The organism is Mycolicibacterium arseniciresistens (genome assembly GCF_030519285.1).
GTDB lineage: Bacteria > Actinomycetota > Actinomycetes > Mycobacteriales > Mycobacteriaceae > Mycobacterium > Mycobacterium arseniciresistens.
In genome coordinates this window covers 1-12140 of sequence record NZ_JAUMSQ010000231.1, presented here as the reverse complement: position 1 = coordinate 12140, position 12140 = coordinate 1, and the positions used below count along the sequence as shown (strand labels likewise).

Below are 12140 nucleotides of genomic sequence, written 5' to 3'. Positions count from 1 at the left end.
CGTAGGAGCAGGCAGACGATCGCGAGTTCTACACCAGGGCTGTGCTAGCCGCCTCACGGCGACCCTGGTGTAGAACTCGGGTCTGACACTCTGTCAGTCCCTGGTTACTCGGCCCAGCGGGCGGCTTCGGCGTCGGCGGCCAGCGCCGAGCGCAGCGGCACCTGCAGACCGTCGTAGATGCCCGGCTTCTGCTCGACGAGCCAGTTGAGGGCGCCGAGCAGCCGGTTGGCGGCGGTGGTGTTGCCGCCGTCGGCGCGGGTGCCGCCCGGCACGTCCGCGCGGGTGACGATCGTCAGCTGCGGGTCGCCGTCGATGATCACGCGGTGATCGCCGACGCCTCCCCGATGAGCATCGTCGGGCTGCGGCCAGTCCGGCGCGCAGGACGGGTGGATGCGGGTGATGTGCTCGATGACGATCCGCCTCCTGCCGCCGGACCACCCGACGACCTTGAGGAAGAAGGCGCCCTGCGTGCCCTTCTCGAAGCGGCCCATCACGGTGTCCACCGACTCGTCGAGGGGTAGCCGCTCGACCTCCTCGGTGATCTCGTCGATCTCGATCCCCAGGCCGCGGCCGATGAGCCGGACGTTGCCGCCCCAGACCATCGTCGGAATGGTCGGCAGCAGCATCATCGGGGTCTCGTCCATCGAACCGCCGAAGCCGCAGGACACCTTCACCGCGAACGGCTGGTTGTAGGTGGAGTAGTCGAAGATCTCCTGGCAGGTGATCGTGTCGATGCGGGTGCACAGGCTCGCGGCCGTCACCGCGAGGGCGTCGTTGCCCCAGCCCGGGTCGACGCCGCTGACCAACAGGGTCGATCCGCCCTCCTCGGCGGCGGCGGTCAGCCGCTGCACCCACTCGGGCGGGGCGGACGCCGGGTCGTAGAGCGAGTACAGCGACGGCGTCACCACGTGCAGGCCGGCACGCAGGCACCGCTCGATGTCCGCGATCGCCTCCTCGGGCCGGATGTCGCCGGAGGCCATGTAGGCGACGGCGTCGCACTCCGCAAGGACACCGTCGACGTCGTCGGTGGCCGCGACCCCGGTGGGCGCGTCGAGCCCGGCGAAGCCGGCGGCGTCGCGGCCGACCTTCTCGGCGGTCGAGGTGATGACGGCGGCGAGCTGGAGGCCCGGAAAAGCGGTGGCCGACCGGATCGCGGTCGAGCCCATGTTGCCGGTTCCCCACACTGCGACGCGAAGCATTGGAACACCCTAGCGGCCCGAACGTGACCATCGTCACACCGGGTCATCTGCGCAGGTCAGGGGTGCGAATTCGGGGTCTGGCAGCGTCCGGCCAACCGCCTGGTTGATTAGCTGGTGGAAATTGCTCGCGCGAGCTTTGCGTTGAAGTTACCGGGCGGTATAGTGACCATTAGTTACTGGTGGGTAACTTAACCGAAGTACCCAACCGCAGGTGGCAATTCTCGTCGAGGAGGACATAGTGAGCCACTACAAGAGCAACGTCCGGGATCAGGTATTCAACCTGTTCGAGGTGCTCGAAGTCGACAAGGCCCTCGGTGAGGGGGTGTACAGCGACCTGGACGCCGACACGGTCAAGGAGATGCTGGGCGAGATCGCCCGACTGGCCGAGGGTCCGATCGCCGCGTCGTTCGAGGACGGCGACCGCAATCCGCCGGTGTTCGATCCCAAGACGCACACCGTGACGTTGCCGGAGTCCTTCAAGAAGTCGGCGCGTGCCGTCATCGACAACGACTGGGACAAGGTCGGTGTCGAAGAGGAACTCGGCGGCATGCCGATGCCCCGCGCGCTGGTGTGGGCGCTGCACGAGCACCTGCTCGGCGCGAACCCGGCGGTGTGGATGTACGGCGGCGGCGCCGGCTTCGCCAGCATCTTCTACAAGCAGGCCACCGACGAGCAGAAGAAGTGGGCGCAGCTCGCCGCAGAGCGCGGCTGGGGCGCCACCATGGTGCTGACCGAGCCCGATGCCGGTTCGGACGTGGGCGCCGGCCGCACCAAGGCCGTCAAGCAGGACGACGGCTCGTGGCACATCGACGGCGTGAAGAGGTTCATCACCTCCGCCGACTCCGACGATCTGTTCGAGAACATCTTCCACCTGGTGCTCGCCCGCCCCGAGGGCGCAGGCCCGGGCACCAAGGGTCTGTCGCTGTTCTTCGTGCCCAAGTTCCTCTTCGATTTCGAGACCGGTGAGCTGGGTGAGCGCAACGGCGCCTTCGTCACCAACGTCGAGCACAAGATGGGCTTGAAGGTCTCGGCCACCTGCGAGCTGACCTTCGGCCAGCACGGTGTGCCCGCCAAGGGCTGGCTGGTCGGCGAGGTGCACAACGGCATCGCGCAGATGTTCGACGTCATCGAGCAGGCCCGCATGATGGTCGGCACCAAGGCCATCGCCACGCTGTCGACCGGCTACCTGAACGCGCTCGAGTACGCCAAGGAGCGGATCCAGGGCGCCGACATGACGCAGATGACCGACAAGACCGCTCCGCGCGTCTCGATCACCCATCACCCCGACGTGCGCCGTTCGCTGATGACCCAGAAGGCCTACGCCGAGGGTCTTCGCGCGCTGTACCTGTACACCGCCACCTACCAGGACGCGCCGGTGGCCCAGGCCGTGCACGGTGTCGACGGCGAGCTGGCGCTGAGGGTCAACGACCTGATGCTGCCGATCGTCAAGGGTGTCGGTTCCGAGCAGGCCTACGCCAAGCTGACCGAGTCGCTGCAGACGTTCGGTGGGTCGGGCTTCCTGCAGGACTACCCGATCGAGCAGTACATCCGCGACGCCAAGATCGACTCGCTCTACGAGGGCACCACCGCCATCCAGGCGCAGGACTTCTTCTTCCGGAAGATCGTCCGCGACAAGGGTGTGGCGCTGGCGCACGTGGCCGGGCAGATGGAGGAGTTCGTCAAGAACGAGTCGGGCAACGGCCGGCTCAAGGCCGAGCGCGCGCTGCTGGCCACCGCTCTGACCGACGTCCAGGCGATGGCGGCCTCGCTGACCGGCTACCTGATGTCGGCGCAGGAGGATCCCAAGGAGCTGTACAAGGTCGGTCTGGGTTCGGTGCGCTTCCTGATGAGCGTCGGCGACCTGGTGATCGGCTGGCTGCTGCAGAAGCAGGCCGCCGTGGCCATCGAGGCTCTCGACGCCGGCGCGACCGGCGACGACAAGGCCTTCTACGAGGGCAAGATCGCGGTCGCATCGTTCTTCGCGAAGAACTTCCTGCCGCTGCTGACCAGCACCCGTCAGGTCGTCGAGAACCTCGACAACGACATCATGGAGCTCGACGAGGCTGCATTCTGATCTGATTCGACCAAGAGGCCCCCGGATCCGTCCGGGGGCCTTTTGCGTGGGGCGGGCGTGAGATCGACGCCGTGCACGAGAAGTGCGGGAAGGGTACTGCGAGAGATCAATCTCGAGAGCCTGCGGGAGGACCGGCGGCAGTCACAGGCGGCGCCGCGGGATGCAGGCGGAAGAAGACATGAGGGCGGGTTCGGGAGGACTCATGGGGGCGTCTCTCTCGCGAGATACACGCCGCCGGCTGTTCACCCCTCGCCGGCTGTTCGGATCAGTCGCTCCCGAACCCGTCGTACGGCTGACTGTACGCCTCTGACACCCCTCGTACCAGAGGGAATACGTCGAACCGAAGTAGGTGGCCCCGTGTTGCCGTCGGGTCGGGGGGTCAGACGGCAACACGGAGCTATCCCCTGTATCGATCGGTTCGCCGGAGGCGTTACAGCCGCGCCGAATTAATTTTCACGAGTCGATATTCGGTGCCTCAGGCCTCGAGAATCGCCGCCACGCCCTGCCCACCGGCGGCGCAGATCGAGATCAGCCCGCGCACCGGCCGGCCGGTCTCCTTCTTCTTCTCCGCCAGCTGCTTGGCCAACTGGGCGACGATCCGCCCGCCGGTGGCCGCGAACGGATGCCCGGCGGCCAGTGACGACCCGTTGACGTTGAGCTTGGTTCTATCGACGCTGCCCAACGCTTTATCCAAGCCGAGGCGCTCCTTGCAGTACTCCTCGGACTCCCACGCCTGCAGGTGCGCCAGCACCACCGACGCGAACGCCTCGTGGATCTCGTAGAAGTCGAAGTCCTGCAGGCTCAGGCCGTTACGTGCGAGCAGCCGCGGCACCGCGTAGGTGGGCGCCATCAGCAGGCCGTCGGCGCCGTTGACGTAGTCCACTGCGGCGGTCTCTCCGTCGACGTAGTACGCCAGCGGCTCGATCGAATGCTGCTGCGCCCAGTCCTCGCTGGCCAGCAGCGCCACCGAGGCGCCGTCGGTCAGCGGCGTGGAGTTGCCCGCGGTCATGGTCGCGTCGCCGAACTTGACTCCGAACACCGGCTTGAGCTTGGCCAGCTTCTCCGCCGACGAGTCCGCCCGCACGTTGTTGTCGCGGTACAGGCCGAGGAACGGGCTGACCAGGTCGTCGAAGAAGCCGCGGTCATAGGCGGCGGCCATGTTGCGGTGGCTCGCGGCGGCCAGTTCGTCCTGCTCGACGCGCTTGATGCCCATCTCCTTGGCGGTGATGGCGGCGTGCTCGCCCATGGACATGCCGGTGCGGGGCTCGCTGTTGACCGGGATCTCGATGCCCACCGACGCGGGCAGCTTGCCGACCAGCTTGAGCCGGTCGACGTTGGACTTGGCGCGGCGCAGGCCGAGCAGGTTCTTGCGCAGGTTGTCGCCGAACGCGATCGGGGCGTCGGAGGTGGTGTCCACCCCGCCCGCCGCGGCCGCCTCGTAGCGGCCCAGCGCGATCCCGTCCGCGGCGGCCAGCGCCGCCTGCAGCCCGGTGCCGCAGGCCTGCTGGATGTCGAACGCCGGGGTGTACGACGACAGCGCGCTGCCCAGCACGCATTCGCGCATCAGGTTGAAGTCGCGGCTGTGCTTGAGCACCGCGCCGCCGATCACGGCGCCGAGCCGCTCGCCCTCGAGGTTGTAGCGCTCGATCAGCCCACCCAGGGCGGCGGTGAACATGTCCTGGTTCGAGGCGTTGGCGTATGCGCCGTCCGACCGTGCGAACGGGATCCGGTTTCCGCCGAGGACGGCGACCCGCCGGCGGGAATTGGTGTCAGCCACGTTTGTCTGCCTCCGTTGTCGGTTATCCAGGGCTATTCGTCAGGGTCCTCTACGGGGCCATAGTACCCACGCTTCTTACTCTGGAGTAAGTTCGTACCCATGCCTTCGGATCTGTATTCCCAAATCGTCCACTCGGCACCCGGCTCGTTCCTCGCCAAGCAGCTCGGCATCCCGCAGCCCGAGACGCTGCGCCGCTACAAGGCCGGCGAACCGCCACTGCCCGGCGCGCTGCTGATCGGCGGCGACGGCCGCGTCGTCGAACCACTGCGCAGCGCACTGGCCGACGACTACGAGGTGGTGTCGAACAACATCGGCGGCCGCTGGGCCGACAACTTCGGCGGCCTGGTCTACGACGCCACCGGCATCACCGAACCCGAGGGCCTCAAGGGGCTCTACGAGTTCTTCACGCCGGTGCTGCGCAACCTCGCGCCGAACGCCCGCCTCGTCGTCGTCGGCACCGACCCCGACGCGGTCTCGACCCCGCACGAGCAGATCGTGCAGCGCGCCCTCGAGGGCTTCACCCGCTCGCTGGGCAAGGAGCTGCGGCGCGGCGCGACGGCGTCGCTGGTGTACCTCTCCCCCGACGCGAAGCCCGCCGCCACCGGCCTGGAGTCGACGATGCGCTTCATCCTGTCCGGCAAGTCGGCCTACGTCGACGGCCAGGTCTACCGGGTGGGCGCCGCCGACTCCGCGCCGCCGTCGGACTGGGACAGGCCGCTCGCCGGCAAGGTCGCGCTCGTCACCGGTGCGGCGCGGGGCATCGGCGCCACGATCGCCGAGGTGTTCGCCCGCGACGGCGCCACGGTCGTCGTCGTCGACATCGAGGGCGCCGCCGACGATCTGGCGAAGGTCCGCGACAAGGTCGACGGCACCGCGCTGACGCTGGACGTGACGGCCCCCGACGCCGTGGACAAGATCGCCGAGCACCTCCGCGAACATCACGGCGGAACCCTCGACATCCTCGTCAACAACGCGGGCATCACCCGCGACAAGTTGCTGGCCAACATGGACGAGGGCCGCTGGGATTCGGTGGTCGCCGTCAATCTGCTTGCGCCGCTTCACCTCACCGAAGGTCTTGCCGACAACGGGGTGCTCGCCGAGGGCGGCCGGGTCATCGGCCTCTCGTCGATGGCCGGCATCGCGGGCAACCGCGGGCAGACCAACTACGCGACCACCAAGGCCGGCATGATCGGGCTGACCGACGCGCTCGCCGAGAAGCTGGCGGACAAGGGCATCACGGTCAACGCGGTGGCGCCCGGATTCATCGAGACGAAGATGACCGAGGCGATCCCGGTGGCCACCCGTGAGGTGGGCCGCCGGCTCAACTCCCTCTACCAGGGCGGCCAGCCCGTCGATGTGGCCGAGACCATCGCGTACTTCGCCAGCCCGGCCTCGAACGCGGTGACCGGCAACACGATCCGGGTCTGCGGCCAGGCAATGCTGGGGGCCTGAGACGTGACGCAACCCTCCGGACTGCGCAACCTGGCGCGTGCCGCCGCAGGCGCCCTGCCGTTCGTGCCGCGGGGCGACACCCTGCCCGACCGCACACTGACCGTCGACGAGCTGAGCATCGACGCCACCAACGTCGCCGACTACGCAGCGGTCACCGGCCTGCGGTTCGGCGACCGGGTGCCGCTGACCTATCCGTTCGCACTCACGTTCCCCACCGTGATGGACCTCGTCACCGGTTTCGACTTCCCTTTCGCCGCAATGGGTTCGGTGCACATCGAGAATCGCATCACCCAGCACCGGCCGATCCTGGTGAGCGACACCGTCGGGGTGTCGGTGCATGCGGAGAACCTGCGGGAACACCGCCGCGGACTGCTGGTGGACATCATCACCGACGTCAAGGTGGGCAACGACCTGGCCTGGCACCAGGTCACCACGTTCCTGCACCAGCAGCGCACCAGCCTGTCCGACGAGCCCAAGCCGCCGCCGCAGAAGCGGCCCAAGCTCGGCCCGCCGAACGCCGTGCTGCGCATCACGCCCGCGCAGATCCGCAAGTACGCCTCGGTCGGCGGTGACCACAACCCGATCCACACCAATGCGGTGGCCGCCAAGCTGTTCGGCTTCCCGAGCGTCATCGCGCACGGGATGTTCACCGCGGCGGCCGTGCTGGCCAACATCGAGGGGCAGCTGCCCGACGCCGTCGAGTACGCGGTGAAATTCGCCAAGCCGGTGATCCTGCCCGCCAGCGCGGGCCTGTACGTCAGCCGCGGCTCCGACGGCGGCTGGCAGCTGGCGCTGCATCACCTCAGCAAGGGCGACCCGCATCTGACGGGCACGATCACGGCGCTGAAGTAGGCCCGCGTCAGGTGTGCGCGTCGGCCACCGACGGGGCGTCCTCGTGGGCCGGAGTGCCCTTCAGGCCGCGCCAGAACAGGTTGATCATCAGCTCGGCGGCCTCATGGACGTCGGCGTCCCCGGTGCTGACCCGGGCGGCCACCGCCTCGCCCGCGCCCACGAGCGCGACGGCCATCATGTCGAAGTCGGTGTCCGGCTCGGGGTGCCGGGTGCCCGACCGCAGCAGCCTGCCGACCAGGTCGACGATCCGGTCGCGGCCCTCGCGCACGGTGTGGGCGAACGCCTGCGAGCTGGTGGCCTGCGTGTAGAGCACCATCCACGATGCCCGGTTGGCATCGATGTAGCTCAGGAACGACACCACCGCGTTGCGCAGCAGGTCCTTCGGGCTCTGCGAGAAATCGATCTTGCTGCGCACCTCGTCGACGAACCGGGTGAGCTCACGGGTCAGGCACGCGCCGAAGAGCTCTTCCTTCGATCCGTAGTACAGGTAGAGCATCGGCTTGGAGATCTGCGCCTCCGCCGCGATCGCGTCCATGGACGTCTCGTGATAGCCGTTCACCGAGAACATCTGTACGGCGGCGTCGAGCATCTGCTGCTCCCGGACCGCCCGGGGCAACCGCTTCGTTCCGCCTGCCATGACCTCAGGGTAAGCAATGGGTGACCGGACGGCGTCCGCGGCGCGGTGGTTGAGCGAGAATCACAGCATGGCGCTGCCCGACGTGTTCCGCGGTGTCGAGGCCGACGTGCCGCGGGCGCTGGCCGACCGGCTACGCGAGATCGAACTCGTCGACCACCACGTGCACGGCGCATTCGCGGTGCCCGTCGACCGGCCGGACTTCGAGGCGTCGCTCAACGAGGGCTCCCCCGACCCGGTGCCGGAGTTCATGACGCAATTCGACTCACCACCCGGCCTCGCGGTGCGCCGATGGTGCGCGCCGCTGCTCGGCCTGGCGCCGCTGGCGGGCGCAGACGAGTACTGGGAGCGGCGCAGCGCGTTCAGCGCCGAGGAACTCGCCACCCTGATGCTGCCCGCCGCGAGGGTGGCGCGGTGGATCGTCGACCCCGGCTTCAAGGGCGACCGGATCACCACACCGGACGGGCTCGCCGCCCTCAGCGGCAGGCCGGCGTCGCAGGTGGTGCGGTTGGAGACGCTCGCCGAGGACCTGCTGGCCGGCGGCGCCACACCCGAACGATTCCCCGACGCGCTGCGGGCGGGCCTGGCGACGGCCGCCGAGACGGATGGCGTCGTCGGCGCCAAGACGATTGCGGCCTACCGCACCGGCTTCGACATCGACTGGACACGGCCGGCCGATACCGACGTCGTGGCCGCCGCCCGCGAACTGGCCGCCCGGCCGGCGCCGCTGCGGCTCGACAGCCCGGTGCTGACGGCGTTCGTGGTGCACGAGGCGGCCGCACACGGCCTACCGCTGCAGGTGCATGTCGGATTCGGCGACCGCGACCTCGACCTGCACCGGACCGACCCGCTGCTGATGCTGCCGCTGCTGCGCACGATGGCGCCGGTGCCCGTGCTGCTGCTGCACTGCTACCCGTTCCACCGCCAGGCCGGCTACCTCGCCCAGGCCTTCGACCACGTCCACTTCGACGTCGGCCTCGGCATCAACTTCCTCGGCGTGCGTTCGACGGCGCTGGTGGCCGAGGCACTGGAGACGGCGCCGTTCGCCAAACAGCTGTACAGCTCGGACGCCTTCGGCCCGCCCGAACTGCACGTGCTGGGCTCGGTGCTGTGGCGGCGCGCGATGGGCCGGGTGCTGGGTGACTGGGTGCGCTCCGCCGACTGCGGTGTGGACGACGCGGTGCGCATCGTCGACATGATCGGCGTCGACAACGCCACGCGCGTCTACGGCCTGTAGCTCAGCAGCGCGGGTTGGGGCCCTTCGCCGCGGCCATCCGCAGCACCGACGCGTCGACAGCGGCGGGGGTCAGCTCGCCCGCGGCCAGCGCCTTCTCCAGCCGGTCGAGCACCGCGGGAACCTCGCCGGTGCTCACCCACAGTGCGGTGTCGGCGCCGGCCTGCAGGCTGCGCAGCACCGCCTCGGCCACCCCGAACCGGTCGGTGATCGCCTGCATCGACGAAAGGTCGTCGGTGAACACCGGGCCACCGAACGGCGGGCCGCCGTACTCGCCCGAACGCAGCAGCGCGTAGGCCGCCGGGCTGAGGCTGGCGGGGTCGCTGCCGGTCAGCCCGGGCACCTGCATGTGGCCGACCATCACGGCGACCGGCGCCTGGGTGGTCAGCGTCCGGTACGGCACCAGGTCGTTGGCCTGCAGATCGGCCAGCGACGGCGTGGTGACGCTGCCGGTGTGCGAGTCACCCGAGCCGTGCCCGTGGCCAGGGAAGTGCTTGAGCACCGGCAGCACGCCCGCGTCGCGCAGCCCGCGGGCGTAGGCGCCGGCGTAGTCGGTGACGGTGATCGGGTCGGCGCCGAATGAGCGGTCGCCGATCACGGTGTTGTCGGCGTCCTCGGTGACGTCGACCACCGGCGCGAAGTCGATGGTGATGCCCAGCCCACGCATCTTGCGGCCGCGGTCGAGCGCGATGCCGTACACCTGCTCGGGCGACTGGCCGGCCGCCAGCTCGCGCGGCGACGGCTGGCTGCCGATCAGCCCGGCGAGCCGCGACACACGGCCGCCCTCCTCGTCGACGCTGACCGCCAGCGGAAGCGGGCCCGCCGCGCCGGAGATGTCACGCAGCTGATCGCCCATGATCGACAGGTCGGTCCAACTGCCGATCATGATCCCGCCGACGTGGTGGGCATCCACGACCGCCCGGGCGTCGGCGGCGCCGGTCACCCCGACCATCAGCAGCTGAGCCAACTTGTCGCGGGTCGACATGCCGGCCAGCACGTCGCCACATGCCGGTGCCGCGGGCGCGGCGGGCATTGGCCCCTTGAGCGGCACGTTCGGCGCCGCCTGCGGGACGACGCTGTTGACGGGGCTCGGTTGCGGCGTCGAGACGGGCTGCTCGCCGGCCGGCGCACAGGCCAGCAGCAGCCCGGCCATCGCCGCCAGCGCGCTCACGCGGGACAAGACCATAGGGCTCGACACTAGTGGCACGTGAACGCGTAATCGATCCCGTGGTCGTCGAGGCCCACCCAGACCGTGCAGCGGCCGCCGCGCCAGAAGACCCGTTCCCCGTCCGTCACCTCCCATATTCTTGCGGTGTCCACGATCGGGAGTGAGGTGCCATGACCGCCGAAGCGCAGGATTCGGCCGCGCGCGTCATGGTGATCGCCTTCGACGGGACACTCAACGCCCGCCGCGCGGTGCGCTACGCCGGCCGGTTCCTCTCGGCCGAACGGGCCGTGGTGCTGACGGTGTGGTCGCCGGTGCTGCGCGGGCCCGACCCGGTGTCGGTGGACCTCGACGGCCCGCCCGACCCCGACGATCCGGACGACGTCGACATCGCGTGGGCCGACGCGCAGCGCACCAACGACGACGGGGTGGAACTCGCCACGGCGGTCGGCCTGCCCGCCGAACCGATGTGCCTGGCGATGGCGGGCACCGTGTGGAACACGATCATCGACGCCGCCGACTCCCTGGACGCCGACCTGATCGTCACCGGCACCCGCGGCACCACCGGGGTGCGGTCCCTGCTGCAGTCCAGCGTCGCCGACCGCGTGCTGCGGCACGGCCACCGGCCGGTGCTCATCGTGCCGCCGGGGCGCTGACCTGCCCGTGCTACGTTGGCGGCATGGACAGGTTCATCGTGCCTTCCGCGGCCAGTATCGTCGTCGGCCTGCTGTTGGGTGCGGCGGCCGTGTTCGGCGTGACACTGATGGTGCAGCAGGACAACAGGCCTCCGCTGCAGGCGGGCGATCCGGCGTCATCGGTGCTCAACCGGGTCGAGTACGGCGACAGAAGCTAGCCCCCGGGTGGCCCGGGAGGATGGGCCGCCCACACCACCCGAGCGGTTCGAGCCGTTGTCACGGCGCTGGTTGTGGGTGGCCGCCGCGGCGGCGCTGATCCTGACGTTCGCCCAGTCGCCCGGCCAGATATCGCCGGACACCAAGCTCGATCTCACCGCGAACCCGCTGCGCTTCCTGGCCCGTGCGGCCAACCTGTGGAACAGCGACCTGCCGTTCGGCCAGGCGCAGAACCAGGCATACGGCTACCTCTTCCCGCACGGCGCGTTCTTCCTCGCCGGCGACGTCGTCGGCCTGCCCGGCTGGGTCACCCAGCGGCTGTGGTGGGCGCTGCTGCTCGTGGTCGGCTTCTGGGGCGTGCTGCGGGTCGCCGAGGCGCTGGGCATCGGCACGCCGACGTCGCGCATCGTCGGCGCCGTCGCATTCGTGCTGTCACCGCGCGCGCTGACCACGCTCGGCGCACTGTCGTCGGAGACGCTGCCGATGATGTTGGCGCCGTGGGTGCTGCTCCCGGTGATCCTGGCGTTGCGCGGGTCCGGGCCGGTCCGGCTGCTCGCGGCGCGTTCGGCGGTGGCCGTGGCGCTGATGGGCGCGGTCAATGCGGTCGCGACGCTGACCGGGTGCCTTGCCGCGCTCATCTGGTGGGCGTGTCACCGGCCGAACCGGCGATGGTGGCGGTTCACGGCGTGGTGGTTCGGCTGTGCGGCGCTCGCGGTCGCGTGGTGGGTGGTGCCGCTGCTGCTGCTCGGTCGCATCAGCCCGCCCTTCCTCGACTTCATCGAGTCGTCGGGCGTCACCACGCAGTGGATGTCGCTGACCGAGATGCTGCGCGGCACCGGCAGCTGGACGCCGTTCGTCGCGCCCGGCGCCACCGCGGGCAGCTCCCTGGTGACCGGGTCGGT

The 12140-nt window shown here is 69.6% G+C and carries 11 protein-coding genes; 7 read left to right on the top strand and 4 right to left on the bottom strand.

Annotated features, from left to right (window positions below):
• Positions 1-104: 104 nt before the first annotated feature.
• Positions 105-1199 (bottom strand): NAD(P)H-dependent amine dehydrogenase family protein, encoded by a 1095-nt coding sequence (locus Q2100_RS23185; protein ID WP_302915948.1) that lies wholly within the window; start codon positions 1197-1199, stop codon positions 105-107.
• A gap of 238 nt (positions 1200-1437) precedes the next feature.
• On the opposite strand from Q2100_RS23185, the gene Q2100_RS23180 reads away from it, so the two are divergent.
• Positions 1438-3273 (top strand): acyl-CoA dehydrogenase, encoded by a 1836-nt coding sequence (locus tag Q2100_RS23180; RefSeq protein ID WP_264011492.1) that lies wholly within the window; start codon positions 1438-1440, stop codon positions 3271-3273.
• 475 nt (positions 3274-3748) lie between these two features.
• On the opposite strand, the gene Q2100_RS23175 is transcribed toward Q2100_RS23180, so the two are convergent.
• Positions 3749-5050 (bottom strand): acetyl-CoA C-acetyltransferase, encoded by a 1302-nt coding sequence (locus tag Q2100_RS23175; protein ID WP_264011476.1) that lies wholly within the window; start codon positions 5048-5050, stop codon positions 3749-3751.
• Positions 5051-5149: 99 nt separating this feature from the next.
• Here Q2100_RS23175 and Q2100_RS23170 point away from each other — a divergent pair, with 99 nt between their 5' ends.
• Both Q2100_RS23170 and Q2100_RS23165 read left to right on the top strand, forming a co-directional pair.
• Positions 5150-6502: a 3-oxoacyl-ACP reductase gene (locus Q2100_RS23170; RefSeq protein ID WP_302915947.1), complete on the top strand. Its 1353-nt coding sequence runs from the start codon at positions 5150-5152 to the stop codon at positions 6500-6502.
• Between the two features lie 3 nt (positions 6503-6505).
• Entirely contained in the window at positions 6506-7354 is an 849-nt protein-coding gene (locus tag Q2100_RS23165; RefSeq protein WP_302915946.1) for a MaoC/PaaZ C-terminal domain-containing protein, read from the top strand.
• Positions 7355-7361: 7 nt separating this feature from the next.
• Here Q2100_RS23165 and Q2100_RS23160 read toward each other — a convergent pair whose 3' ends face one another.
• Positions 7362-7991 (bottom strand): TetR/AcrR family transcriptional regulator, encoded by a 630-nt coding sequence (locus Q2100_RS23160; RefSeq protein ID WP_264011479.1) that lies wholly within the window; start codon positions 7989-7991, stop codon positions 7362-7364.
• 67 nt (positions 7992-8058) lie between these two features.
• Here Q2100_RS23160 and Q2100_RS23155 point away from each other — a divergent pair, with 67 nt between their 5' ends.
• The gene (locus Q2100_RS23155) at positions 8059-9225 is read left to right on the top strand and encodes an amidohydrolase family protein (protein ID WP_302915945.1); all 1167 of its coding nucleotides are present in this window, start codon (positions 8059-8061) and stop codon (positions 9223-9225) included.
• A 1-nt stretch (position 9226) separates the two neighbouring features.
• Here Q2100_RS23155 and Q2100_RS23150 read toward each other — a convergent pair whose 3' ends face one another.
• Positions 9227-10408 carry a glycoside hydrolase family 3 N-terminal domain-containing protein gene (locus Q2100_RS23150; RefSeq protein ID WP_302915944.1) on the bottom strand — a complete coding sequence of 394 codons (1182 nt, stop codon included), beginning with the start codon at positions 10406-10408 and terminating at the stop codon, positions 9227-9229.
• Positions 10409-10560: 152 nt separating this feature from the next.
• On the opposite strand from Q2100_RS23150, the gene Q2100_RS23145 reads away from it, so the two are divergent.
• The 3 genes from Q2100_RS23145 to Q2100_RS23135 form a co-directional block, all read left to right on the top strand.
• Positions 10561-11043 carry a universal stress protein gene (locus Q2100_RS23145; RefSeq protein WP_302915943.1) on the top strand — a complete coding sequence of 161 codons (483 nt, stop codon included), beginning with the start codon at positions 10561-10563 and terminating at the stop codon, positions 11041-11043.
• Between the two features lie 23 nt (positions 11044-11066).
• The gene (locus tag Q2100_RS23140) at positions 11067-11240 is read left to right on the top strand and encodes a DUF2613 domain-containing protein (RefSeq protein ID WP_264011484.1); all 174 of its coding nucleotides are present in this window, start codon (positions 11067-11069) and stop codon (positions 11238-11240) included.
• Positions 11241-11247: 7 nt separating this feature from the next.
• Positions 11248-12140 (top strand): alpha-(1->3)-arabinofuranosyltransferase domain-containing protein (locus Q2100_RS23135; protein WP_302915942.1); only part of this gene is annotated, 893 nt, incomplete at its 3' end.